The sequence below is a fragment of the Klebsiella sp. C360 genome, from assembly GCF_048822415.1.
Lineage (GTDB): Bacteria > Pseudomonadota > Gammaproteobacteria > Enterobacterales > Enterobacteriaceae > Klebsiella > Klebsiella quasipneumoniae.
Genome location: NZ_JBMEZZ010000004.1, coordinates 127,165 through 149,005, shown reverse-complemented (window position 1 = coordinate 149,005; position 21,841 = coordinate 127,165). Strand labels below are relative to the sequence as shown.

Sequence of the window (21,841 nt, the reverse complement as noted above, 5' to 3'; positions counted from 1 at the left end):
ATGCACTATATCCAGCAACCGCAGGCGATTGAGGCGAAAAGCTTCGACATTATTGGCGACATTATTGCGCAGACCCGCCCGGACTACCGCTTTGCCAGCCCGCTACACGAAGCCATTATCAAGCGGGTGATCCACACCACCGCCGATTTTGACTGGCTGGATATCCTGTGGTTTTCGCCCGACGTGCTTCCTCGCTTAAGCGCCGCCCTGAGCCAGCCCTGCACGCTTTATACCGATACCACCATGGCCCTTTCCGGGATCAATAAAACTCTGCTGGCGAAATTCGGCGGCGAGTGCCGCTGCTATATCAGCGATCCGCGGGTGGTGGCGGAGGCCAAAGCGCAGGGGATGACCCGCTCGATGGCGGCGGTCGATATTGCGGTTGCCGAAGAGGGCGAGAAGGTGTTTGTTTTCGGCAATGCGCCCACCGCGCTGTTTCGTCTGCTGGAGCATGATGTCGCGGTCAACGGCGTGATTGGCGTGCCGGTCGGCTTCGTCGGCGCGGCGGAGTCGAAAGACGCCCTGACGCAGAGCGGCCTGCCGGGCATTGCCGCGCTGGGTCGTAAAGGCGGCAGCAACGTCGCCGCCGCTATCGTCAACGCCATTCTGTACCACTTACAGGGGGCGAGATGAGCGAGCAATCCTTCGACGCCCCGGTATGGCACAACGGCAAGGCGCTGCGTAAAGGCTATACCACCGGATCCTGCGCCACGGCGGCGGCAAAGGTCGCGGCGCTGATGGTGATGCGCCAGCACCTCATTCATCAGGTCTCCATCGTGACTCCTTCCGGCGTCACCCTGTGTCTTAACGTCGAATCGCCGCACGTCGAAGGGCAGCAGGCGATCGCCGCGATTCGTAAAGACGGCGGCGATGACGTTGACGCCACCCACGGCATGCTGATTTTCGCCCGCGTGACGCTCGACGACTCCGGCGAGATAACCCTGCGCGGCGGCGAAGGTATTGGCACAGTCACCCGCAAAGGGATCGGCCTGCCCATCGGCAGCCCGGCGATTAACCGCACCCCGCGCCACACCATTGAGTCGGCGGTGCGCGAAGCGATAGGCCCGTCGCGCGGGGCTGAAGTAGAAATTTTCGCCCCGGAGGGCGAGGCGCGGGCGCAGAAAACCTATAACTCGCGGCTCGGGATCCTGGGTGGTATCTCGATTATCGGCACCACCGGTATCGTGACGCCGATGTCGGAAGAGAGCTGGAAGCGTTCGCTGTCGCTGGAGCTGGAAATTAAGCGCGCGGCGGGGCTGGAGCGGGTGGTGCTGGTGCCGGGCAACCACGGTGAACGCTTCGTACGCGAGCAGATGGGCATCGACTCGCAGGTGGTGGTCACCATGAGCAACTTCGTCGGCTACATGATTGAAGAGGCCGTCCGCCTCGGGTTCCGTCAGATCGTGCTGATTGGCCATCCCGGCAAGCTGATTAAAGTCGCCGCCGGGATCTTCCACACCCACAGCCATATCGCCGATGCGCGGATGGAAACCCTGGTCGCGCATCTGGCGCTGCTGGGCGCGCCGCTGGCGCTGCTGCATCTGGTAAGCGAATGCGATACCACCGAAGCGGCGATGGAGCACATCGACGCGTACGGTTTTCAGCCTATCTATAACCATCTTGCTGAACGCATCTGCCTGCGGGTGATGCAGATGCTGCGCTTTACCAAAACGCCGCCCGTCTGCGACGCCATCATGTTCTCCTTTGATAACAAGGTCCTCGGCAGCAATCGCCCGGTGGCCGAGATTGCGCGGGAGATGTCATGTTAACGGTGGTCGGCATGGGCCCGTCAGGCCTGCATTTGATGACGCCGGCGGCGCGGGACGCGGTCGCCAGCGCGGACGCGCTGGTGGGCGGCAAGCGGCATTTGCAGCAATTCCCTGAGTTTGACGGCGAACGGTTTGCGCTGGGTGCCAATATCGCCGAACTGCTGGAGTGGATCGGTGAGCGTGACGCGCAGAAGGTGGTGGTGCTGGCCTCCGGCGACCCGCTGTTTTACGGCATCGGTACGCGGCTGATCGCCCACTTTGGCATCGAGCGCGTGCGCATTATCCCCGGCATCAGCGCGGTGCAGTATCTCTGCGCGAAGGCCGGTATCGATATGAACGATATCTGGTTGACCAGCAGCCACGGGCGGGACGTCTGTTTTGATGAGCTGGCGCGCCAGCGCAAGGTGGCGATGGTGACCGACGGGCGCTGCGGGCCGCGGGAAATCGCCGCCCAGCTGGCGGCGCGGGGTAAAGGGTATCGCTGGATGGTGATTGGCGAAAATCTGGCGATGGATAACGAGCGGATCCACTGGCTACCGGTCAGTGAGGTCGATGCCGAATATGAGATGAACGCGGTGGTGATCCTCGATGAAAGATGAGCTTTTTCTGCGCGGCGAGAAGGTGCCGATGACCAAAGAGGCGGTTCGCGCGCTGGCGCTGGCCAAACTTGAACTGCACCGGGCAAGCCACCTGATTGATATCGGCGCCGGTACCGGCAGCGTGTCGATTGAGGCGGCGCTGCAGTATCCCTCTTTGCAGGTAACCGCCATCGAACGCAACCCCGCGGCTCTCCGGCTGCTGGACGAAAATCGCCAGCATTTCACCTGCGGCAATATTGAGATCCTGCCCGGCGAAGCGCCGATGGTGATTACCGGGCGGGCCGACGCCATTTTTATGGGCGGCAGCGGCGGCCGTCTCGACGAACTGATTGACTGGTCGTGGCAGCAGCTCTATCCCGGCGGCCGTCTGGTGATGACTTTTATCCTGCAGGAGAACCTGAACGCGGCTCTCGACTATCTGCAGCAGCGGGGGATTACACAGATTGATTGCCTGCAGCTGAACGTCTCATCGCTGACCGCGCTGGGCAGCGGCCACTATTTCAAACCGAATAATCCCGTTTTTGTTATCGCCTGTCAGAAGGAAGAAAACCATGGCTGAGACATTTGACCCCCGTAGTGTGTGGTTCGTTGGCGCAGGGCCGGGCGACCGTGAGCTAATTACCCTCAAGGGCTACCGCTTGCTGCAGCAGGCCCAGGTGGTGATCTACGCCGGGTCGCTGATAAACACCGCGCTGCTGGAGTACTGCCCGCCTGGGGCGGAGTGTCACGACAGCGCCGAACTGCATCTGGAGCAAATTCTCGACCTGATGGAAGCCGGCGTTAAAGCCGGGAAAACGGTGGTGCGTTTACAGACCGGGGACGTGTCGCTGTACGGCTCGGTCCGCGAGCAGGGCGAAGAGCTGACCAAACGCGGTATCGACTGGCAGGTGGTGCCGGGCGTCAGCGCGTTTCTGGGCGCGGCGGCGGAGCTGGGCGTCGAGTACACCGTGCCGGAAGTCTCCCAGAGCCTGATCATCACCCGCCTTGAAGGGCGCACGCCGGTACCGGCGCGCGAGCAGCTTGAATCATTTGCCAGCCACCAGACTTCAATGGCGATTTACCTTTCCGTGCAGCGCATTCACCGGGTAGCGGAGCGCCTGATGGAAGGCGGCTATCCGGCAACCACGCCGGTGGCGGTGATCTATAAAGCGACCTGGCCGGAAAGCCAGACCGTACGCGGTACGCTGGCGGATATCGGCGACAAGGTACGCGAGGCGGGGATCCGCAAAACGGCGCTCATTCTGGTCGGGAATTTCCTGGGCGCTGAGTATCACTACTCAAAACTCTACGCGGCGGACTTTAGCCATGAATACCGTAAAGCCTGAATCAATCGCGCTTTTCTGCCTGACGCCAGGGGGCGTTCGGCTGGCGAAACGGCTGGCGGCGATGCTGCCGTTAACCTGCTTTACCAGCGAGAAGCTGCTGGAAGAGGGGTTTCTTCCCTTTGAAAACGGTTTTGCCAGCGCCGCGCGCGAGGCCTTCAGCAGCTATTCGGCGCTGATTTTCATCGGCGCCACCGGGATCGCGGTACGCGTGCTGGCCCCGCTGGTGAATGATAAGTTCAGCGACCCGGCGGTGGTGGTGATCGACGAACGCGGCCAGCACGTTATTAGCCTGCTTTCCGGCCATGCGGGGGGCGCGAATGCCCTGAGCCGCTATCTGGCCGGGATGCTCGGCGCCGACCCGGTGATCACCACCGCCACCGACGTCAACGAGTTGGCGGCCCTGGATACGCTGGCATTCCAGCTTAATGCCCGGATGAGCGACTTTCGCGCGGCGGTGAAAACCGTCAACCAGATGCTGGTCAGCCATCAGCGCGTCGGTCTGTGGTGGGACGACGAGCTGGATGAAGACGTCCGCCACTGCGACCGGCGGGGGTTTATCACCGTGACCGATCTGCACCAGCTTCCCGAGCTGGATGCGCTGGTCTGCGTCACGCTGCGCAACGAACTGCCGCCGATCGCCGTCCCGCACTGGAAGCTGGTGCCGCAGCGGGTGGTCGCCGGCATTGGCTGCCGCCGCGATACGCCATTCCCGCTATTAGCGGCGCTGCTGGCGCGCCAGCTTGAGGCGCAGCGCCTGGATCCGCTGGCGCTGAAAGCTATCGGCAGCGTCACGTTGAAGCAGCACGAGCAGGGGCTGATTCAGCTGGCTTCCTGCTGTCGCGTACCGTTCGAAACCTTTCCCGCTGATGCCCTGCGCGAGCATGAGCATCACTTTCCCGCTTCATCGTTCGTCAGAAAAACCGTCGGCGTGGGGAGCGTATCCGGTCCGGCGGCCTGGCTGCTGAGCCATGGGCAACTGTTAGGCGAAACCCTGCGCGAACAGGGCGTCACTATTACTTTGGGAGTTTCACACTGATGTTAAGCGTAATCGGAATCGGCCCTGGCTCGCAGTCCATGATGACCATGGAGGCCATTGAAGCGCTGCAGGCGGCGGAAATCGTCGTTGGCTATAAGACCTACACGCACCTGGTGAAAGCCTTTACCGGCGATAAGCAGGTGATCAAAACCGGAATGTGCAAAGAGATTGAGCGCTGCCAGGCGGCGATTGAGCTGGCGCAGGCCGGGCATAACGTGGCGCTGATCAGCAGCGGCGATGCCGGTATTTACGGCATGGCCGGACTGGTGCTCGAACTGGTCAGCAAGCAGAAGCTGGATGTGGAAGTCCGCCTGATCCCGGGGATGACCGCCAGCATTGCCGCCGCCTCGCTGCTGGGCGCGCCGCTGATGCACGACTTCTGCCATATCAGCCTCAGCGACCTGCTGACCCCGTGGCCGGTGATTGAAAAACGCATTGTCGCCGCCGGGGAAGCCGACTTCGTCATCTGTTTTTACAATCCGCGCAGCCGCGGCCGCGAGGGCCATCTGGCGCGCGCCTTTGAGCTGCTGTCGGCCAGTAAAAGCGCGCAGACCCCGGTGGGAGTCGTGAAATCCGCCGGACGTAAAAAACAGGAGAAATGGCTGACCACCCTGGGGGAGATGGATTTTGCACCGGTCGATATGACCAGCCTGGTGATCGTCGGCAACAAAGCGACGTATATCCAGGATGGCCTGATGATCACGCCGCGAGGCTACGTGCTGTGAGCCACGGCGAGGTGCTGGTGATGGGCGGAACCAGCGACGCGAGGGCGCTGTGTCAGCAGCTTGACGCGGCGCAGGTCCCCTACACCCTGTCGGTGGCGACGCCCACCGGTCAGCAGCTGGCGGGGGATATTCGCGGCCAGGTGCGCTGCGGGCGCCTCGAGCTGGAGGAGATGATCGCCTGGCTGAAAGCTAACCGGACCCGCTGGGTGATCGATGCTTCGCACCCCTACGCCGAAGCGGTAAGCCGCAATATCGTCCGGGCCTGTGAAACCGCCGGCGTGCTGCTGAGCCGCTATCAGCGCCCAGAGCAGCTGAGCGGCCTGACGCATCCGCTGCTCTATACCGTGGAGAGCATTGAACAAGCCTGCGAGGTGGCGCGGCGTTTCGGCCAGCGCGTGCTACTCACCACGGGAAGTAAAGATCTGGCGCGCTGGCGGGCGGGATTAGGCGACAAAACGCTGCTGGCCCGGGTGTTGCCGGTCGCCGATGTCATCGCCCAATGCGCCGCGCTGGGGTTTGGCGTTGGCGAGATTTTCGCCCTGTGCGGGCCGTTCAGCGCCGAATTCAACGCCGCTTTCTACCGCCAGTGCCGGGCCGACGTGGTGATCACCAAAGCCTCCGGCGCCGAAGGCGGCTATCAGGAAAAAGTACAACCCTGTCTGGATGCCGGTATCCCCTGCATCGTGATTACGCGCCCGGCGCCGCTGGTGACGGGTGAAGAGTTACTGGAAAGTCAGGCTGCCTTTGCCCGGCGCTTATCGCGCTGGCTGGCCGCTGCTTAAGGAGTCAGAAATGAAAAAAGCGCTTCTGGTGGTCAGTTTTGGCACCAGCTATCCCGACACCTGTGAAAAGAACATCGTCGCCTGCGAGCGCGAGCTGGCGGCCAGCTGTCCGGACCGCGACACCTTTCGCGCCTTCACCTCCGGGATGATTATCCGCAAGCTCAAACAGCGCGACGGTATCGAGATTGATACGCCGCTGCAGGCATTGCAGAAGCTGGCCGAGCAGGGCTACCAGGATGTGGCGATTCAGTCGCTGCACATTATCAACGGCGATGAGTATGAAAAGATCGTCCGCGAAGTGCAAAGCCTGCGCCCGCTGTTCCTCCGCCTGACGCTGGGGGCGCCGCTGCTGAGCAGCCATCACGATTATGTCCAGCTGATGCAGGCGCTGCGCCAGCAGATGCCGCCGCTTGCTGCCGATGAAACGGTGGTCTTTATGGGCCACGGCGCCAGCCATCACGCTTTCGCCGCCTACGCCTGTCTGGATCATATGATGACGGCGAAGGGATTTCCGGCGCGGGTCGGCGCGGTCGAGAGCTATCCGGAAGTCGATATTCTTATCGATAGCCTGCGCCAGCAGGGGGTGAAGGGCGTACACCTGATGCCGCTGATGCTGGTGGCCGGCGATCACGCCATTAACGATATGGCCTCGGACGAAGAGGACTCCTGGAAAACGCTGTTCAACGCCGCTGGTATTCCGGCAACGCCGTGGCTGAACGGGCTGGGAGAGAATCCGGCGGTGCGCGCAATGTTCGTCGCTCACCTGCAGCAGGCGCTGAGCCTGGCAATGGAGGAGGCGGCATGAGCGGCAAACTGTATGCCTTAAGTACCGGTCCTGGCGCCGCCGACCTGATCACCGTGCGCGCGGCGCGGGTGCTGAGCACGCTGGACATTCTCTACGCGCCCGCCGGACGTAAAGGCGGCGACAGCCTCGCGCTCTCCATCGTGCGCGAGTATATCGGCGAACGGACCGAAGTGCGCTGCTGCCATTTCCCGATGAGCGCCGACAGCGCGGAAAAAGAGGCGGTGTGGGATGAGGTTGCCGCCGCGCTGGTTCAGGAAGTGGAAGCGGGCAAGCAGGTCGGGTTTATTACCCTCGGCGACGCCATGCTGTTCAGCACCTGGGTGTTCTTACTCCAGCGTATCGGCTGCCCGGAGTGGCTGGAGATTGTTCCTGGCGTCACCTCTTTTGCCGCCATTGCCGCGCGTTCAAAAACGCCGCTGGCCATGGAGCAGCAATCGCTGGCGGTGATCTCCTGCACCGCGCCGGAAACGGAAATCGAGCAGGCGCTGCGCCAGCATGAAAGCCTGGTGCTGATGAAAGTGTACGGGCGGTTTCCCCGCATCAAAGCGCTGCTGGCGAAAAACGGTCTGCTGGATGCCGCGCTGATGATGTCTGAAGCCACGCTGCCGGGCGAGCAGTGCTGGCGCCATCTCAATGACGTCAGCGACGACCAGCCGCTGCCCTATTTCTCGACCATTCTGGTCAATAAACAGTGGGAGTATGCAGAATGAAACTTGAACAACAGCTAAAACAGCTGTCTTTCAGCGGGTTAGCTGCGGCGCTATTGCTGATAGCGGTTCCCGAAAAGGCTTTCGCGATGCACATCATGGAGGGGTTTTTACCGCCGATGTGGGCCCTGGCATGGTGGCTGCTGTTTTTACCCTGCCTGTGGTACGGGCTGGTGCGCCTGCGCCGCATTGTGCAGGAAGATAACAATCAGAAGGTGCTGCTGGCGCTGTGCGGGGCGTTTATTTTTGTCCTCTCGGCGCTGAAAATTCCTTCCGTCACCGGCAGCTGTTCCCACCCGACCGGCGTCGGCCTGGCGGTGATTCTCTTCGGGCCTGGCGTGGTGGCGATCCTTGGCGCCATCGTACTGCTGTTCCAGGCGCTGCTGCTGGCGCACGGCGGGCTGACGACGCTCGGCGCGAACGGGATGTCGATGGCGGTCATCGGGCCGGTGGTCGGCTATATGGTGTGGAAAATGGCCTGCCGCGCGGGCATTCGCCGCGACGTCGGGGTGTTTCTCTGCGCGATGCTGGCGGATCTGATGACCTACTTTGTCACCTCCGTACAGCTCGGCGTGGCCTTTCCGGATCCCGCCGCCGGCGCGAGCGGATCGATCGTCAAGTTTATGGGGATCTTCTGCCTGACGCAGATCCCGATCGCCATTGCTGAAGGGCTGTTAACCGTCATGATCTACGACCAGTTGACCAAACGTCAGCTGATTACCGCACAGGGGCATTAACATGAAAAAAACGCTGATATTGTTCGCCATGGTGGTGGCGCTGGTGATCCTGCCGTTCTTTGTCGATCACGGCGGCGAATTCGGCGGTTCGGACGGCGAGGCGGAGAGCCAGATTCAGGTGGTCGCGCCGCATTATGAGCCGTGGTTCCAGCCGCTGTACGAACCGGCGAGCGGAGAAATTGAGAGCCTGCTGTTTACGCTCCAGGGCTCTCTCGGCGCGGCGGTCATTTTCTATATTCTGGGCTACAGCAAAGGCAGACAGCGCCGTGATGACCGGGTTTGACCGACTCAGCTATCAGAGCCGCTGGTTTCACGTCGCGCCGGAGCGCAAGTTCCTGTTCTGGCTGCTGCTGATGGTGCTGGCTTTTACCCTGCCTCCGTGGGGGCAGGGTATCGAAATGGCGCTGATTGCCGCCTTAACCTGCTGGCTGCTGCGGGTCTCGCCGTGGCGCTGGTGCCGTTGGATGGCGCTGCCGTTTGGCTTCCTGCTGATCGGTGTGCTGACCATTCTGTTTAGCGTTAGCCGCAATCCGCAGGATCTGCTGGTGAGCCTGCCTCTGGGCAGCGTCTGGCTGGGCATCACATCGGAGGGGCTGACGACCGCCAATCAGACCTTCTGGCGCAGCCTGGCGGCGCTGGCGTCCACCTTCTGGCTGGTGCTGAATCTGCCGTTCCCGCAGCTTATTGTGCTGCTCAAGCGCGGGCGGGTGCCGCGGCTGCTGACCGAGCAAATCCTGCTAACCTGGCGCTTTATTTTTATTCTGTTAGACGAAGCGCTGGCGATTCACCGTGCGCAAACATTACGTTTTGGCTACCGTAGCGTGCCGAAGGGCTATCGTTCGCTGGCGATGCTGGTAGGACTGCTGTTTACCCGGGTGATGATCCGCTACCAGCAGATGAGCACCACGCTGGATATCAAACTGTATCAGGGTGATTTTCACCTTTAAGGATAAGTATGCTTGCCACGACCGATCTCTGGTTTCGCTATCAGGACGAGCCGGTGCTGAAGGGGCTGACGCTGGATTTTTCCCATCACGCCGTGACCGGACTGGTAGGGGCGAACGGCTGCGGAAAATCCACGCTGTTTATGAACCTGAGCGGTCTGCTGCGCCCGCAGAGCGGGGCGGTGCTATGGCAGGGAAAACCGCTGGACTACAGCAAGCGCGGCCTGCTGGCGCTGCGTCAGCAAGTGGCGACCGTTTTCCAGGACCCTGACCAGCAGATTTTCTATACCGATATCGACAGCGATATCGCCTTTAGCCTGAGGAACCTGGGGGTTGCGGAAGAGGAAATTGCCCGCCGGGTGGACGATGCCCTGACTCTCGTCGATGCCCAGGGGTTTCGTCACCAGCCGATTCAGTGCCTGAGCCACGGGCAGAAAAAGCGCGTGGCGATAGCCGGCGCGCTGGTGCTGCAGGCGCGCTATTTACTGCTCGACGAGCCGACGGCGGGTCTCGATCCTTCGGGACGCGCGCAGATGATCGACATCATTAAGCGTATTGCCGATCGGGGCAACCACGTGGCGATCTCCAGCCACGATATCGATCTGATCTATGAAATCAGCGATGCGGTTTACGTGTTACGCCGCGGCGAAGTGCTGGCGCACGGCGAACCCGGGGAGGTGTTTGCCCGCAGCGAACTGATGGCCCGGGCCGGGCTCACCCAGCCGTGGCTGGTGAAACTGCACGCGCAGCTCGGGCTGCCGCTGTGTAAAACCGAAGAAGAATTTTTTACGCGGATGCGAAGCAACGCGATGAAGGAGGCGTCATGACGCTGGCAATTATGTTACAGGGCACCGCTTCTGACGTCGGCAAAAGCGTGCTGGTCGCGGGGCTGTGCCGCATCTTTTATCAGGACGGGCAGCGCACCGCGCCGTTTAAATCGCAGAATATGGCGCTTAATTCCGGTATCACGCCGGATGGCAAAGAGATGGGCCGCGCGCAGATTTTCCAGGCCGAAGCGGCGGGTATTATCCCGGATGTGCGCATGAACCCGGTGCTGCTTAAGCCAACCAGCGACCGTAAAGCGCAGGTGGTGCTGATGGGCAAAGTGGCGACCGATATGGACGCGGTGAGCTATCACGAATATAAACCGCGCCTGCGGGAACAGATCCTCGCGGTTTATAACAGCCTGGCCGCCGAACATGATGTGCTGGTGCTGGAAGGGGCGGGCAGTCCGGCGGAGATCAATCTGCGCGATCGCGATATCGTCAATATGGGCATGGCCGAGATGGCCCAGTGCCCGGTGATCCTCGTGGCGGATATCGATCGCGGCGGCGTATTCGCCTCTATCTACGGCACGCTCGCGCTGCTGCACGATCGCGAGCGCGCGCGGGTCAAGGGCGTGATTATCAATAAATTTCGCGGCGACGTGGCGCTGCTGTATTCCGGGATCGAGCAGATAGAAGCGCTCACCGGCGTCCCGGTGCTCGGCGTCATGCCGTGGCTGGACGTCGATCTTGAAGATGAGGACGGCGTCGCGCTGCAAAAAGGGAAATATCTGCGCACCGACAGGCGCGATATTGAGATTGCCGTGGTCCAGGTGCCGCATATCTCTAATTTTACCGATTTCAACGCGCTGGCGGCGCAGCCGGACGTCCGCGTCCGCTATGTTCGCCAGCCGCAGGAGCTGGCGGGCGTGGATATGGTGATCCTGCCGGGCAGTAAAAATACGCTCGGCGATCTGGGCTGGCTGCGCGAGAGCGGCATGGCGCATGCGGTACTGCAGGCCCGGCGTCAGGGCGTACCGGTGCTGGGGATCTGCGGCGGCTATCAGATGCTCGGCGAAACCATAATCGATGAGGTGGAGTCGGGGCTTGGCACCCAGCCGGGGCTGGGATTGCTTAATACCGTCACCCACTTTGCGCACAGCAAAACGACGACCCAGGTCACGGCGACTCTGGCTCCGGCGCTGCCGGCGTGGCTGGCGGCAACGGCGGGGCTGGCGGTAAGCGGCTACGAAATTCATATGGGCGAAACCGAGTTGCGCGACGGCTGTCGTTCGCTGATGCAATTACATAAAGGCGGCCTGAGCGTGGCGGACGGCGCGGTCAGCGATGACGGCCTGGCGTTTGGCACCTATCTGCACGGCCTGTTCGATAGCGATGCCTTTACCCGCGCGCTGGTTAACGGCCTGCGCCAGCGTAAAGGGCTGGCGGCGCTGGATAGCGATTTCGAGTATGCACAGTATAAATCGCGCCAGTTCGATCTGCTGGCGGACGCGATGCGTCAGCATATCGATATCGAAAAAATCTACGCCATCATGCGTCAACATCAGGAGCCCGTATGCTGACTTTAGTGACCGGCGGGGCGCGCAGCGGTAAAAGCCGCCATGCCGAAGCGCTGATCGCCCATGCGCCGCAGGTACTCTATATCGCCACCTCGCAGGTCTTTGATGACGAGATGGCGGCGAGGATCCAGCACCACCGCGACGGCAGGCCCGCGCACTGGCGCACCGCCGAGCGCTGGCAGCAGCTTGATGAGCTGATCACCCCGGATATCGCCCCGGAGGAGGCGATTTTGCTGGAATGCATCACCACCCTGGTGACCAACCTGCTGTTTGCGCTGGGGGGCGACAGCTCGCCGGACGGCTGGGATTATGCGGCGATGGAGCGGGCGATCGACGCCGAAATCGCGGTACTGATTGCCGCCTGCCAGCGCTGCCCGGCCCGCGTGGTGCTGGTGACCAACGAGGTAGGGATGGGGATTGTGCCGGAAAACCGTCTTGCCCGTCATTTCCGCGATATCGCCGGACGCGTCAACCAGCGCCTGGCGGCGGCGGCAGACGAGGTGTGGCTGGTGGTGTCGGGCATTGGCGTAAAAATCAAATAGGCCAGGCGCGCCGTAACGGGCGTTATTCTTCCTGCTGGCTCTGCTATGAGTCAGCCAACAAGACGAGAACCTCTATGCAAAGCTTAACCTCTCTACTGGGCGCGATCCCTGCGCCTGATGAAAACGCGATGGCGCGCGCCCGGCTTCATATTGATGGTCTGCTGAAACCGCCCGGCAGCCTTGGACGCCTTGAAGATCTTGCCGTGCAGCTGGCGGGCATGCCCGGTCTTGGAGGTGTGCCGCAGGTGAAAAAAAAGGCGCTGCTGGTGATGTGCGCCGACCACGGCGTGTGGGACGAAGGGGTCGCCATTTCGCCAAAAGCGGTGACCGCAATTCAGGCGGCGAATATGACGCTGGGCAAAACCGGCGTTTGCGTACTGGCGGCGCAGGCGGGCGCGAAGATGCACGTGATTGATGTTGGAATCGATGCCGAGCTGATACCGGGCGTCATCAACATGCGAGTGGCGCGCGGCTGCGGCAATATCGCCGTCGGTCCGGCAATGCGCCGCAGCCAGGCGGAAGAGCTGCTGCTGGAGGTGATGCGCTATACCCGGGGGCTGGCGGAGGATGGCGTCACGCTGTTTGGCGTCGGGGAGCTCGGAATGGCCAATACCACCCCGGCGGCGGCAATCGTCAGCGTCCTGACCGGCAGCGATGCCCAGGAGGTGGTGGGCATTGGCGCTAATCTGCCGTTGGCGAAGGTTGGCAATAAAGTTGAGGTGGTACGACGGGCCATCGCCGTTAACCGCCCCGATCCGCATGATGGTCTGGACGTGCTGGCGAAAGTGGGCGGTTTTGATTTATTGGGGATGACGGGGGTGATGCTGGGCGCGGCCTCCTGCGGTCTGCCGGTGGTGCTCGATGGCTTCCTCTCCTACGCCGCGGCGCTGGCGGCGTGCCGAATGGCGCCGCAGGTGAAACCCTATCTTATCCCGTCGCACTATTCGGCGGAGAAGGGGGCGCGTATCGCGCTGGCGCACCTGGAGCTGGAGCCGTATCTCAACATGGGGATGCGCCTGGGCGAAGGCAGCGGCGCGGCGCTGGCGATGCCGATCGTGGAAGCGGCCTGCGCGATGTATCACGAAATGGGGATGCTGGCGGCGAGCAATATTGTGTTGCCGAAGGGCTGAGAAGGTGGGGGAGCGGCGCTGCGCCGTTCCCGGAATTCTGTAGCGGATTCGCGGAGCGCAGAAACAAAAAAACACCCTGGAGGGTGTTTGTAATGTTGGTTGCGGGGGCCGGATTTGAACCGACGACCTTCGGGTTATGAGCCCGACGAGCTACCAGGCTGCTCCACCCCGCGTCACCGTACTGCTTCACATTGTCAAATTTGATTGGTTGCGGGGGCCGGATTTGAACCGACGACCTTCGGGTTATGAGCCCGACGAGCTACCAGGCTGCTCCACCCCGCGTCACCGTACTGCTTTACTTCATCAAATTTTAATTGGTTGCGGGGGCCAGATTTGAACTGACGACCTTCGGGTTATGAGCCCGACGAGCTACCAGGCTGCTCCACCCCGCGTCCGTGGAAGCGCACTATACTCCGCTAGCGAGATGATGCAACCTTTTTTCGACCAAATCGACATTTTTGTAAGAATTAGCTTATAAAACGCCATGTTGTGGTGTTTTTTTACACAAATCTGTGCCATCGATGAGATCGCGCATTTCAATAGCCCCGGCGCTTTGTTATCTTCAACACGCACTAAGGCTTCGCAGCAAAAGATGAGACACCATGAAAGGACGTTGGGCAAAATATGTAGCGACGGGGGCAATGCTGGCCATGCTCGCCGCCTGTTCCTCAAAACCGACCGACCGCGGTCAGCAATATAGCGATGGCAAGTTCACCCAGCCGTTTTCACTGGTAAACCAGCCGGATGCCGTCGGGGCGCCGATCAATGCCGGCGACTTCTCCGAGCAGGTTAATCAAATTCGTAACGCTTCGCCGCGCCTCTATAACAGCCAAAGCAACGTCTATAACGCGCTGCAGGAGTGGCTGCGCGCCGGCGGCGACACCCGTACGCTGCGCCAGTTTGGCATCGACGCCTGGCAGATGCAGGGTACCGACAACTATGGCAACGTCCAGTTTACCGGCTACTACACGCCGGTGGTGCAGGCGCGCCACACCCGCCAGGGCGAATTCCAGTACCCCATTTACCGGATGCCGCCGAAGCGCGGCAAGCTGCCGTCCCGCGCCAGCATTTATGCCGGCGCGCTGAGCGATAACTATGTGCTGGCGTACAGCAACTCGCTGATGGATAACTTCATCATGGACGTGCAGGGCAGCGGTTATATCGACTTTGGCGATGGTTCGCCGCTCAACTTCTTTAGCTATGCCGGGAAAAACGGCTGGCCCTATCGCAGCATCGGCAAAGTGCTGATCGACCGCGGGGAAGTGAAGAAAGAAGATATGTCGATGCAGGCGATCCGCGAGTGGGGTGAAAAGCACAGCGAAGCGGAAGTGCGTGAGCTGCTGGAGCAGAACCCGTCGTTCGTGTTCTTTAAACCGCAGTCTTTCGCGCCGGTGAAAGGGGCCAGCGCCGTGCCGCTGATTGGCCGCGCCTCGGTGGCCTCCGACCGGTCGATTATTCCGCCGGGAACCACCTTGCTGGCCGAGGTGCCTCTGCTGGATAATAACGGCAAGTTTAACGGCCAATACGAACTGCGACTGATGGTCGCCCTCGATGTCGGCGGGGCCATCAAAGGCCAGCATTTCGACATTTATCAGGGCATTGGGCCTGACGCAGGCCACCGTGCCGGCTGGTATAACCACTATGGCCGCGTATGGGTGCTGAAAAACGCCCCGGGCGCGGGCAACGTCTTTAGCGGCTAGTACTCACGTTCTTTTCCCCGGTCGCGCTGCGCTTACCGGGGCTACGGTAGCCCGGGTAAGCGCAGCGCGACCCGGGAATGTCCACTAATTCTGAGGTTCTATGTCTGTTGTAATCAGCGATGCCTGGCGCCAGCGTTTTGGCGGTACGGCACGTTTATATGGTGAAAAAGCGCTGCAATGTTTTGCCGACGCCCACGTCTGCGTGGTCGGCATCGGCGGGGTCGGCTCGTGGGCGGCGGAAGCGCTGGCGCGAACCGGCATCGGGGCAATCACCCTTATCGATATGGACGATGTCTGCGTCACCAATACCAACCGCCAGATCCACGCCCTCAGCGGCAACGTCGGGCTGGCGAAAGCCGAAGTGATGGCGGAGCGTATTCGCCTGATCAACCCGGAGTGTCGGGTGACGGTAGTGGATGATTTCGTGACCCCGGAAAACGTGGCGGAATACCTGGACGCCGGCTTCAGCTACGTCATCGACGCCATCGATAGCGTCCGGCCGAAAGCGGCGTTAATCGCTTACTGTCGTCGCCATAAGGTGCCGCTGGTCACCACCGGCGGCGCGGGCGGACAAATCGATCCGACGCAAATCCAGGTCGCCGATCTGGCGAAAACCATCCAGGATCCGCTGGCGGCCAAACTGCGCGAGCGGCTGAAAAGCCAGTTTGGGGTGGTGAAGAACAGCAAAGGCAAGCTCGGCGTGGACTGCGTCTTCTCTACCGAAGCGCTGGTCTACCCGCAGGCGGACGGCAGCGTCTGCGCGATGAAGAGCACGGCGGAAGGGCCGAAGCGGATGGACTGCGCATCCGGGTTTGGCGCGGCGACGATGGTGACCGCGACCTTTGGCTTTGTCGCGGTATCCCATGCGCTGAGGAAAATGCTGGCGAAGGCGGAGCGGCAGACGGCGTAAATTCCCGGGTCGCGGCGCAGGCGCCTTACCCGGGCTACAAGACAATTCTCCGGAGGCACCTGTCCGGGCGACAAAACCGCGCGAACCCGTAGCCCGGGCAAGGCGCGTCAAGCGCCGCCCCCGGGATGAGCTTAAACCTCAACCTCGCGGGCGGCGGCGAGCACCGCTTCGCTCAGGGCGCTGAGCCCCTGGCTGCGCGAGGCGCTCAGCTGGCCGCGCAGCCCCAGCTCGTCGAACAGCGCCAGCGGATCCTCGGCCAGGATCCCGGCGCGGGTTTTTCCTTCCACGGCGGTTAAGAGTACGGCCAAAAGACCGCGCACAATCCGTCCTTCGCTGTCGCCAAAGAAGTGCAGCCTGCCTTCGGCATCCTCCTCATAGCCCAGCCAGACGCGGTTTTCACACCCGGCAATCTCCCGGGCCTGCGCTTTGCGCTCATCGGTCAGCGTCGGCAGCTTTTTGCCCAATAAAATCAGCTGCCGATATTTATCCTCCCACTGGTTCAGCGGGGCAAAGGTCTGGCGCAGCGTGGCGTCGGTAATGGTCGTGCCGAAGGGATGCAGAGTTGTCATTAATCCACCAGAATTTCCAGAGCGCGATCCACCGCGTGGACCAGCGCCGCAACATCGTCTTGGGTATTGTAGGGGGCGAAAGAGGCCCGCAGCGTGCCGCTGACCCCTAAGGCCGCCAGCAGCGGCTGGGCGCAGTGTTGCCCGGCGCGCAGGGCAATGCCGGACTCCGCCAGCAGCGTCACCAGATCGCTGTGATGAATACCGTCGAACTCAAAGGCGAGCAGGCTTGATTGCTGGCAGCGGAAAGAGCGGAAGCCCGGCCGTTTCGCCAGCGCCTCTTCCGCCAGGCTCGCCAGACTGCGGCTCCAGTTTTCCGCCTGGCCGATATCGCTCTGCGCCAGCCACTCCAGCGCGGCGCTCAGGCCGATCACCCCGGCGACATTGGGCGTACCGGCCTCAAGGCCATAGGGCGCCGGCTGCGGCGTAAAGCCGTCAAAGCTGACCTCGGCGATCATCTTCCCGCCGCCGAGCCAGGGCGACATCGCCGCCAGCCGTTCGCTTTTGCCATACAGCGCGCCGATGCCGGTCGGCCCGTAGAGCTTATGGCCCGAAAAAGCATAAAAGTCGATATCCAGCGTCTGAACGTCCGCCGGGAAATGCACCGCCCCCTGCGCGCCGTCGACCATTACCACCATCCCGGCATCGTGGGCCAGGCGAATCGCCTGCGCCAAATCCGGACAACCGCCGGTGACGTTGGACATCTGGCCAATCGCCAGCACCCGGCTGCGCGGGGTGATGAGCGCGCCGAGGCTGGCGATATCCGGCAGCCGGTCGGCGCCAAGCGGCAGCTTGACCACTCTGGCGCCGGTCTGCCCGGCCACCATCAGCCAGGGCACGAGGTTGGCATGATGCTCGGCTTCGCTGACGATAATTTCATCGCCAGGCTGCAGGCGCGGCCGGACGTAGCTCTGCGCCACCATATTGATGGCCTCCGTGGTCCCCCGCGTCCAGACGATATCTTTGCCGGAGGGGGCGTTCAGCCACGCCGCCACGCGCTCGCGGGACGCCTCATAGCGCTCGGTCAGCCGCTGGGCGGCGGCGAATTGACTGCGGTGGACGTTGCCGGCGCTCAGGCGATAAAACTGGTCGCTGGCGTCGATCACCGCCAGCGGTTTGAGCGCCGTCGCCGCGCTGTCGAGATAGACGCCGGCGTCGGCCAGAGCCGGAAACTGCGCGCGAAAGTGCGCAGGGTTGAATGCGTTCATGGAATTCCTCGTATCAATACCGCGATCGTCGCGCAATTTGCCGGGCGTGACAAGGCCTCTGCGTCCTGTGGAATTGTCCGAATGTGACTCCACATGGGTCAAAGAGGGTTATGCTGAAAAGTGTTGGGTTTGTGTTTTAACCTATTACTTAACGAGTCACGAATAGTATAAATAGCCGTAAGGAGAGAAAAATGAAAATGACTAAGGCCGCTGCGATTATCTCTGCCTGTATGCTGACTCTGGGCCTGAGCGCCTGTTCCTCTAACTATGTGATGCATACCAATGATGGGCGGACCATCGTCACCGACGGGAAACCGCAAACCGATAATGATACTGGCATGATCTCGTATAAGGACGCGTGGGGCAACAAACAGCAGATCAATCGCTCTGACGTGAAACAGCTGGGTGAGCTGGACGAGTAAGGCAGTAAAAAGGCAAAAAAAAGCACCGCGCGTTGCGGTGCTACATTAAATCACTATGGACAGACAGGGTAAATGTACAGGAAGTGAAAAGGGGTAGCCTGGCTACCAGGGTCTGCAAAGACAGACCAATTGCAAACACAACAACACAACATCACAACCGTAAGCCAAAAGCTTGATGGAACACGCATTCCAAAAAAAGCTTCTCGTTCCGGCTCAGGAAGTGCCGCCACTATAGGTATTTGCTGGTAGAACCTCAACGGACAATTTATAATGGCTCAGATAAAAAAAACTAATAGGTTAACCGTTGTTTCCTATTTGTTAAATTGAGTTAACATCTAAGCCAGAATAACCATGTCGAAGCGATTACCTCCTCTGAATGCATTACGTGTTTTTGATGCAGCCGCACGCCATCTCAGCTTCACTCGGGCAGCCGATGAGCTTTTTGTGACGCAGGCCGCAGTCAGCCACCAAATCAAGTCTCTCGAGGATTTTCTGGGCCTTAAGCTGTTCCGTCGGCGCAATCGTTCGCTGCTGTTAACGGAAGAAGGGCAAAGCTATTTTCAGGATATTAAAGAGATTTTTTCGCAACTGACGGAAGCGACGCGTAAACTGCAGGCGCGCAGCGCCAAAGGGGCCTTAACGGTCAGTTTATTGCCAAGTTTCGCCATCCAGTGGCTGGTGCCGAGACTCACAAGCTTTAACTCAGCTTATCCGGGAATCGACGTCAGGATCCAGGCGGTGGACCGTCAGGAGGATAAGCTGGCGGACGATGTCGACGTGGCGATTTTTTACGGTCGCGGCAACTGGCCGGGCCTGCGTGTGGAAAAACTGTACGCCGAGTATCTGCTGCCGGTCTGTTCCCCGCTGCTGCTCACCGGCGACAAGGCATTGAAAACGCCTGCCGATCTGGCGCAACATACGCTGCTTCACGATGCGTCCCGCCGCGACTGGCAAACTTATACCCGCCAGCTGGGTCTAAGCCATATTAATGTGCAGCAGGGGCCGATTTTCAGCCACAGCGCGATGGTGCTGCAGGCGGCCATTCATGGGCAGGGCGTGGCGCTAGCCAACAACGTCATGGCGCAGTCCGAAATTGAGGCCGGTCGCCTGGTGTGTCCGTTTAATGATGTTCTGGTCAGTAAGAATGCGTTTTACCTTGTTTGCCATGACAGTCAGGCAGAACTGGGTAAAATAGCCGCTTTCCGGCAGTGGATTCTGGCGAAAGCGGCAAGTGAACAAGAAAAATTCCGCTTTCGTTATGAACAATAATTACTTGTAGGGTAACAACATGACCAGCCGTTTTATGCTGATATTCGCCGCGATTAGCGGCTTTATCTTTGTGGCTCTGGGTGCCTTCGGCGCGCATGTCTTAAGTCAATCGCTCGGCGCGGCGGAGATGGCCTGGATCCATACCGGCCTGGAGTATCAGGCCTTCCATACCCTGGCGATTTTTGGTCTGGCGGTGGCGATGCAGCGTCGGATCAGTATCTGGTTCTACTGGAGCAGCGTGTTTCTGGCGTTAGGGACCGTGCTGTTCAGCGGCAGCCTCTACTGCCTGGCGCTCTCTCATTTACGCCTGTGGGCGTTCGTGACCCCGGTGGGCGGCGTGAGCTTCCTCGCCGGCTGGGTTTTAATGTTAATTGGTGCAATTCGTCTGAAACGTAAGGGCGTTGTTCATGAATAAGGTTGTCCTCTATTGTCGCCCTGGGTTTGAGAAAGAGTGCGCAGCAGAAATTACCGATAAGGCAGCCCGCCTTGAGGTGTTTGGTTTTGCCCGGGTCAAAGAAGACTCTGGTTATGTGATTTTTGAAGGCTATCAGCAGGATGATGGCGAGAAGCTGGTGCGCGATCTGCCGTTCAGCTCGTTGATCTTCGCCCGCCAGATGTTTGTGGTCGGCGAACTGCTGCGCGACCTGCCGCCGGAGGATCGCATCACGCCGATCGTCGGCATGCTGCAGGGCGTGGTGGAGAAGGGCGGCGATCTGCGCGTCGAGGTGGCGGACACTAACGAAAGCAAAGAGCTGATGAAGTTCTGCCGCAAGTTTACCGTGCCGCTGCGCGCGGCGCTGCGCGAAGCCGGCGTCCTGACCCGCTATGAAACGCCGAAGCGTCCGGTGGTGCATGTGTTCTTTATCGCCCCGGGCTGCTGCTATACCGGCTACTCGTACAGCAACAACAACTCGCCGTTCTATATGGGCATTCCGCGGCTGAAGTTTCCGTCCGACGCCCCGAGCCGCTCCACCCTCAAGCTGGAAGAGGCGTTCCACGTCTTTATTCCGGCAGACGAGTGGGACGAGCGCCTGGCGAACGGCATGTATGCCGTCGACCTTGGCGCCTGCCCGGGCGGCTGGACCTATCAGCTGGTGAAGCGCAACATGTGGGTCTCTTCGGTCGATAACGGTCCGATGGCCCAGAGCCTGATGGATACCGGCCAGGTGACCTGGCTGCGCGAAGACGGTTTCCGCTATCGTCCGAACCGCAACAACATCTCGTGGATGGTCTGCGATATGGTGGAGAAGCCGGCGAAAGTGGCGGCGCTGATGGCGCAGTGGCTGGTCAACGGCTGGTGCCGGGAGACCATCTTCAACCTCAAGCTGCCGATGAAAAAGCGCTACGAAGAGGTGTCGCAGAACCTGGCCTACATTCAGGCCCAGCTGGACGAGCACGGGATTAACGCCCAGATCCAGGCGCGTCAGCTGTACCACGATCGTGAAGAGGTGACCGTTCACGTGCGTCGCCTGTGGGCCGCCGTCGGCGGACGTCGCGACGAGCGTTAATCTCTCACCCTCAGGCCGGAGACGTGTGCTTGTCCTCCGGCCTTCGCCGCATGCTTAAGGCTGCGGCGCATCCGACACAATATGCGTCACGTCATCCAGATGACCAATTCTCGCCTCGCCGGAACGGTTGAACTTACTTTTATCGATCAGCAGCAGCGACTGCGCCGCCCGCTTAAGCAGGATCGATTTGAAGTCGGCATTGAACGCATTGGAGTCCCACAGCGCGCCCTGCGGGTCGATGCCTTCGCAGGAAAAAATAAACAGATCGATCTCCAGCGATTTCAGCTGGGAAATCAGCGCCGGGTTAACGTAGCAGCCATATTTCCGCTGCAGGGTGCCGCCGGAGCAGGTGAGGGCGATCTGATCGCGTTTGGCCAGCTCCTGGCAGATGGGCTGGCTGTTGGTAAAAACGTGCAGCGGGCGGTCCGGCAGCTGGCGGGCGAGGTACCAGCAGGTGGAGCTGGCATCGAGGGCGATGACCATGCCTTCGTCAATCCAGGCCAGCGCTTCGCGGGCGATGTCGGCTTTATGCGCGTAATGGCTTTTCAGGCGCATGTGGAAAGGGTCGCCGCTGTCCTGGCTGCGCTGGTGGATCACTTTGGCCCGGCCGTGGTTGCGCAGCACTTTGCCCTGCGCCTGCAGCTCGCTGAGATCGCGGCGAATGGTTTCCCTGCTGACGTTGAGCTGTTTTGACAACGTTTCGGTGGTCAGGCTGCTGTGGTTGATCAGGAGATCGACGATCGCCTGCTGGCGGGCCGCTTTCATTTATTCTCACCCCATCATTGATTGAGCGTCTGCATCAGGCAGACGCTC

At 60.8% G+C, this 21,841-nt stretch carries 26 protein-coding genes and 3 tRNA genes; 23 read left to right on the top strand and 6 right to left on the bottom strand.

What is annotated here, in order from left to right; all coding sequences use genetic code 11:
• The 17 genes from ACOI7D_RS12620 to cobT all read left to right on the top strand — a co-directional run bounded on the left by ACOI7D_RS12620 (position 1) and on the right by cobT (position 13,445).
• Complete coding sequence (locus ACOI7D_RS12620) at positions 1–633, top strand: cobalt-precorrin-8 methylmutase (protein ID WP_004105109.1); 633 nt, start codon at positions 1–3, stop codon at positions 631–633.
• Positions 630–1,769 carry a cobalt-precorrin-5B (C(1))-methyltransferase CbiD gene (gene cbiD, locus ACOI7D_RS12615; protein WP_050533543.1) on the top strand — a complete coding sequence of 380 codons (1,140 nt, stop codon included), beginning with the start codon at positions 630–632 and terminating at the stop codon, positions 1,767–1,769. Before ACOI7D_RS12620 ends, cbiD begins: the two co-directional genes overlap by 4 nt.
• Positions 1,763–2,368, top strand: coding sequence for a cobalt-precorrin-7 (C(5))-methyltransferase (locus tag ACOI7D_RS12610; RefSeq protein ID WP_050533544.1), 606 nt, complete (start codon positions 1,763–1,765; stop codon positions 2,366–2,368). Before cbiD ends, ACOI7D_RS12610 begins: the two co-directional genes overlap by 7 nt.
• Entirely contained in the window at positions 2,358–2,927 is a 570-nt protein-coding gene (locus ACOI7D_RS12605; protein ID WP_109546979.1) for a decarboxylating cobalt-precorrin-6B (C(15))-methyltransferase, read from the top strand. The genes ACOI7D_RS12610 and ACOI7D_RS12605 overlap by 11 nt, the downstream gene beginning before the upstream one ends.
• Positions 2,920–3,693, top strand: a complete 774-nt coding sequence (locus tag ACOI7D_RS12600; protein ID WP_109546980.1) for a cobalt-precorrin-4 methyltransferase — start codon at positions 2,920–2,922, stop codon at positions 3,691–3,693. The genes ACOI7D_RS12605 and ACOI7D_RS12600 overlap by 8 nt, the downstream gene beginning before the upstream one ends.
• A complete protein-coding gene (cbiG, locus tag ACOI7D_RS12595; RefSeq protein WP_109546981.1) occupies positions 3,674–4,729 on the top strand; it encodes a cobalt-precorrin 5A hydrolase in 1,056 nt (351 codons plus the stop codon). The genes ACOI7D_RS12600 and cbiG overlap by 20 nt, the downstream gene beginning before the upstream one ends.
• Positions 4,729–5,454 (top strand): precorrin-3B C(17)-methyltransferase, encoded by a 726-nt coding sequence (locus ACOI7D_RS12590; RefSeq protein ID WP_004105101.1) that lies wholly within the window; start codon positions 4,729–4,731, stop codon positions 5,452–5,454. Before cbiG ends, ACOI7D_RS12590 begins: the two co-directional genes overlap by 1 nt.
• Positions 5,451–6,236: a cobalt-precorrin-6A reductase gene (locus tag ACOI7D_RS12585; protein WP_101995788.1), complete on the top strand. Its 786-nt coding sequence runs from the start codon at positions 5,451–5,453 to the stop codon at positions 6,234–6,236. The genes ACOI7D_RS12590 and ACOI7D_RS12585 overlap by 4 nt, the downstream gene beginning before the upstream one ends.
• A gap of 10 nt (positions 6,237–6,246) precedes the next feature.
• Positions 6,247–7,041, top strand: a complete 795-nt coding sequence (gene cbiK / locus ACOI7D_RS12580) for a sirohydrochlorin cobaltochelatase (RefSeq protein ID WP_109546982.1) — start codon at positions 6,247–6,249, stop codon at positions 7,039–7,041.
• Complete coding sequence (locus ACOI7D_RS12575) at positions 7,038–7,751, top strand: cobalt-factor II C(20)-methyltransferase (protein WP_109546983.1); 714 nt, start codon at positions 7,038–7,040, stop codon at positions 7,749–7,751. The genes cbiK and ACOI7D_RS12575 overlap by 4 nt, the downstream gene beginning before the upstream one ends.
• Positions 7,748–8,485, top strand: a complete 738-nt coding sequence (cbiM, locus tag ACOI7D_RS12570) for a cobalt ECF transporter S component CbiM (protein ID WP_109546984.1) — start codon at positions 7,748–7,750, stop codon at positions 8,483–8,485. Before ACOI7D_RS12575 ends, cbiM begins: the two co-directional genes overlap by 4 nt.
• A gap of 1 nt (position 8,486) precedes the next feature.
• Complete coding sequence (locus tag ACOI7D_RS12565) at positions 8,487–8,768, top strand: energy-coupling factor ABC transporter substrate-binding protein (RefSeq protein ID WP_004105092.1); 282 nt, start codon at positions 8,487–8,489, stop codon at positions 8,766–8,768.
• On the top strand, positions 8,755–9,432 hold the full coding sequence (locus ACOI7D_RS12560) for an energy-coupling factor ABC transporter transmembrane protein (protein WP_109546985.1): 678 nt from the start codon (positions 8,755–8,757) through the stop codon (positions 9,430–9,432). Before ACOI7D_RS12565 ends, ACOI7D_RS12560 begins: the two co-directional genes overlap by 14 nt.
• Positions 9,433–9,440: 8 nt before the next feature.
• The gene (locus tag ACOI7D_RS12555) at positions 9,441–10,256 is read left to right on the top strand and encodes an energy-coupling factor ABC transporter ATP-binding protein (protein WP_109546986.1); all 816 of its coding nucleotides are present in this window, start codon (positions 9,441–9,443) and stop codon (positions 10,254–10,256) included.
• Positions 10,253–11,776 (top strand): cobyric acid synthase, encoded by a 1,524-nt coding sequence (locus tag ACOI7D_RS12550; RefSeq protein ID WP_109546987.1) that lies wholly within the window; start codon positions 10,253–10,255, stop codon positions 11,774–11,776. Before ACOI7D_RS12555 ends, ACOI7D_RS12550 begins: the two co-directional genes overlap by 4 nt.
• Complete coding sequence (gene cobU / locus ACOI7D_RS12545) at positions 11,770–12,315, top strand: bifunctional adenosylcobinamide kinase/adenosylcobinamide-phosphate guanylyltransferase (protein ID WP_044524577.1); 546 nt, start codon at positions 11,770–11,772, stop codon at positions 12,313–12,315. Before ACOI7D_RS12550 ends, cobU begins: the two co-directional genes overlap by 7 nt.
• A 74-nt stretch (positions 12,316–12,389) precedes the next feature.
• Positions 12,390–13,445, top strand: a complete 1,056-nt coding sequence (cobT, locus tag ACOI7D_RS12540; RefSeq protein WP_109546988.1) for a nicotinate-nucleotide--dimethylbenzimidazole phosphoribosyltransferase — start codon at positions 12,390–12,392, stop codon at positions 13,443–13,445.
• A gap of 96 nt (positions 13,446–13,541) precedes the next feature.
• On the opposite strand, the gene ACOI7D_RS12535 is transcribed toward cobT, so the two are convergent.
• The 3 genes from ACOI7D_RS12535 to ACOI7D_RS12525 all read right to left on the bottom strand — a co-directional run bounded on the left by ACOI7D_RS12535 (position 13,542) and on the right by ACOI7D_RS12525 (position 13,837).
• A tRNA-Met gene (locus tag ACOI7D_RS12535) sits at positions 13,542–13,618 on the bottom strand.
• A 32-nt stretch (positions 13,619–13,650) separates the two neighbouring features.
• Positions 13,651–13,727 (bottom strand) — tRNA-Met (locus ACOI7D_RS12530).
• A gap of 33 nt (positions 13,728–13,760) precedes the next feature.
• Positions 13,761–13,837, bottom strand: a tRNA-Met gene (locus ACOI7D_RS12525).
• Positions 13,838–14,047: 210 nt separating this feature from the next.
• Here ACOI7D_RS12525 and mltA point away from each other — a divergent pair.
• Positions 14,048–15,145 (top strand): murein transglycosylase A, encoded by a 1,098-nt coding sequence (gene mltA / locus ACOI7D_RS12520; protein WP_008806279.1) that lies wholly within the window; start codon positions 14,048–14,050, stop codon positions 15,143–15,145.
• Positions 15,146–15,245: 100 nt separating this feature from the next.
• Positions 15,246–16,055 (top strand): tRNA cyclic N6-threonylcarbamoyladenosine(37) synthase TcdA, encoded by an 810-nt coding sequence (gene tcdA, locus ACOI7D_RS12515; protein WP_109546989.1) that lies wholly within the window; start codon positions 15,246–15,248, stop codon positions 16,053–16,055.
• 131 nt (positions 16,056–16,186) lie between these two features.
• Here the strand turns inward: tcdA and csdE are convergent, their stop codons facing one another.
• Positions 16,187–16,624 carry a cysteine desulfurase sulfur acceptor subunit CsdE gene (gene csdE, locus ACOI7D_RS12510; protein ID WP_023290863.1) on the bottom strand — a complete coding sequence of 146 codons (438 nt, stop codon included), beginning with the start codon at positions 16,622–16,624 and terminating at the stop codon, positions 16,187–16,189.
• Positions 16,624–17,829 (bottom strand): cysteine desulfurase CsdA, encoded by a 1,206-nt coding sequence (csdA, locus tag ACOI7D_RS12505; RefSeq protein ID WP_109546990.1) that lies wholly within the window; start codon positions 17,827–17,829, stop codon positions 16,624–16,626. Before csdA ends, csdE begins: the two co-directional genes overlap by 1 nt.
• 197 nt (positions 17,830–18,026) lie before the next feature.
• On the opposite strand from csdA, the gene ACOI7D_RS12500 reads away from it, so the two are divergent.
• The 4 genes from ACOI7D_RS12500 to rlmM all read left to right on the top strand — a co-directional run bounded on the left by ACOI7D_RS12500 (position 18,027) and on the right by rlmM (position 21,028).
• A complete protein-coding gene (locus tag ACOI7D_RS12500; protein ID WP_002915549.1) occupies positions 18,027–18,251 on the top strand; it encodes a YgdI/YgdR family lipoprotein in 225 nt (74 codons plus the stop codon).
• Positions 18,252–18,602: 351 nt separating this feature from the next.
• Entirely contained in the window at positions 18,603–19,520 is a 918-nt protein-coding gene (gcvA, locus tag ACOI7D_RS12495) for a glycine cleavage system transcriptional regulator GcvA (protein WP_002915545.1), read from the top strand.
• A 19-nt stretch (positions 19,521–19,539) separates the two neighbouring features.
• Entirely contained in the window at positions 19,540–19,935 is a 396-nt protein-coding gene (locus tag ACOI7D_RS12490) for a DUF423 domain-containing protein (protein ID WP_002915543.1), read from the top strand.
• Positions 19,928–21,028, top strand: a complete 1,101-nt coding sequence (gene rlmM, locus ACOI7D_RS12485) for a 23S rRNA (cytidine(2498)-2'-O)-methyltransferase RlmM (RefSeq protein ID WP_023290861.1) — start codon at positions 19,928–19,930, stop codon at positions 21,026–21,028. The genes ACOI7D_RS12490 and rlmM overlap by 8 nt, the downstream gene beginning before the upstream one ends.
• A gap of 54 nt (positions 21,029–21,082) precedes the next feature.
• Here the strand turns inward: rlmM and fucR are convergent, their stop codons facing one another.
• Positions 21,083–21,793: an L-fucose operon activator gene (gene fucR / locus ACOI7D_RS12480; RefSeq protein ID WP_023290860.1), complete on the bottom strand. Its 711-nt coding sequence runs from the start codon at positions 21,791–21,793 to the stop codon at positions 21,083–21,085.
• Positions 21,794–21,841: the final 48 nt, after the last annotated feature.

Excerpts from the sequence above, each read along its gene's own strand:
- ACOI7D_RS12620 (WP_004105109.1), top strand. The coding sequence starts at position 1 with ATGCACTATATCCAGCAACCGCAGGCGATTGAGGCGAAAAGCTTCGAC.
- cbiD (WP_050533543.1), top strand. The coding sequence starts at position 630 with ATGAGCGAGCAATCCTTCGACGCCCCGGTATGGCACAACGGCAAGGCG.
- ACOI7D_RS12610 (WP_050533544.1), top strand. The coding sequence starts at position 1,763 with ATGTTAACGGTGGTCGGCATGGGCCCGTCAGGCCTGCATTTGATGACG.
- ACOI7D_RS12605 (WP_109546979.1), top strand. The coding sequence starts at position 2,358 with ATGAAAGATGAGCTTTTTCTGCGCGGCGAGAAGGTGCCGATGACCAAA.
- ACOI7D_RS12600 (WP_109546980.1), top strand. The coding sequence starts at position 2,920 with ATGGCTGAGACATTTGACCCCCGTAGTGTGTGGTTCGTTGGCGCAGGG.
- cbiG (WP_109546981.1), top strand. The coding sequence starts at position 3,674 with ATGAATACCGTAAAGCCTGAATCAATCGCGCTTTTCTGCCTGACGCCA.
- ACOI7D_RS12590 (WP_004105101.1), top strand. The coding sequence starts at position 4,729 with ATGTTAAGCGTAATCGGAATCGGCCCTGGCTCGCAGTCCATGATGACC.
- cbiK (WP_109546982.1), top strand. The coding sequence starts at position 6,247 with ATGAAAAAAGCGCTTCTGGTGGTCAGTTTTGGCACCAGCTATCCCGAC.
- ACOI7D_RS12575 (WP_109546983.1), top strand. The coding sequence starts at position 7,038 with ATGAGCGGCAAACTGTATGCCTTAAGTACCGGTCCTGGCGCCGCCGAC.
- cbiM (WP_109546984.1), top strand. The coding sequence starts at position 7,748 with ATGAAACTTGAACAACAGCTAAAACAGCTGTCTTTCAGCGGGTTAGCT.
- ACOI7D_RS12565 (WP_004105092.1), top strand. The coding sequence starts at position 8,487 with ATGAAAAAAACGCTGATATTGTTCGCCATGGTGGTGGCGCTGGTGATC.
- ACOI7D_RS12560 (WP_109546985.1), top strand. The coding sequence starts at position 8,755 with ATGACCGGGTTTGACCGACTCAGCTATCAGAGCCGCTGGTTTCACGTC.
- ACOI7D_RS12555 (WP_109546986.1), top strand. The coding sequence starts at position 9,441 with ATGCTTGCCACGACCGATCTCTGGTTTCGCTATCAGGACGAGCCGGTG.
- ACOI7D_RS12550 (WP_109546987.1), top strand. The coding sequence starts at position 10,253 with ATGACGCTGGCAATTATGTTACAGGGCACCGCTTCTGACGTCGGCAAA.
- cobU (WP_044524577.1), top strand. The coding sequence starts at position 11,770 with ATGCTGACTTTAGTGACCGGCGGGGCGCGCAGCGGTAAAAGCCGCCAT.
- cobT (WP_109546988.1), top strand. The coding sequence starts at position 12,390 with ATGCAAAGCTTAACCTCTCTACTGGGCGCGATCCCTGCGCCTGATGAA.
- mltA (WP_008806279.1), top strand. The coding sequence starts at position 14,048 with ATGAAAGGACGTTGGGCAAAATATGTAGCGACGGGGGCAATGCTGGCC.
- tcdA (WP_109546989.1), top strand. The coding sequence starts at position 15,246 with ATGTCTGTTGTAATCAGCGATGCCTGGCGCCAGCGTTTTGGCGGTACG.
- csdE (WP_023290863.1), bottom strand. The coding sequence starts at position 16,624 with ATGACAACTCTGCATCCCTTCGGCACGACCATTACCGACGCCACGCTG.
- csdA (WP_109546990.1), bottom strand. The coding sequence starts at position 17,829 with ATGAACGCATTCAACCCTGCGCACTTTCGCGCGCAGTTTCCGGCTCTG.
- ACOI7D_RS12500 (WP_002915549.1), top strand. The coding sequence starts at position 18,027 with ATGACTAAGGCCGCTGCGATTATCTCTGCCTGTATGCTGACTCTGGGC.
- gcvA (WP_002915545.1), top strand. The coding sequence starts at position 18,603 with ATGTCGAAGCGATTACCTCCTCTGAATGCATTACGTGTTTTTGATGCA.
- ACOI7D_RS12490 (WP_002915543.1), top strand. The coding sequence starts at position 19,540 with ATGACCAGCCGTTTTATGCTGATATTCGCCGCGATTAGCGGCTTTATC.
- rlmM (WP_023290861.1), top strand. The coding sequence starts at position 19,928 with ATGAATAAGGTTGTCCTCTATTGTCGCCCTGGGTTTGAGAAAGAGTGC.
- fucR (WP_023290860.1), bottom strand. The coding sequence starts at position 21,793 with ATGAAAGCGGCCCGCCAGCAGGCGATCGTCGATCTCCTGATCAACCAC.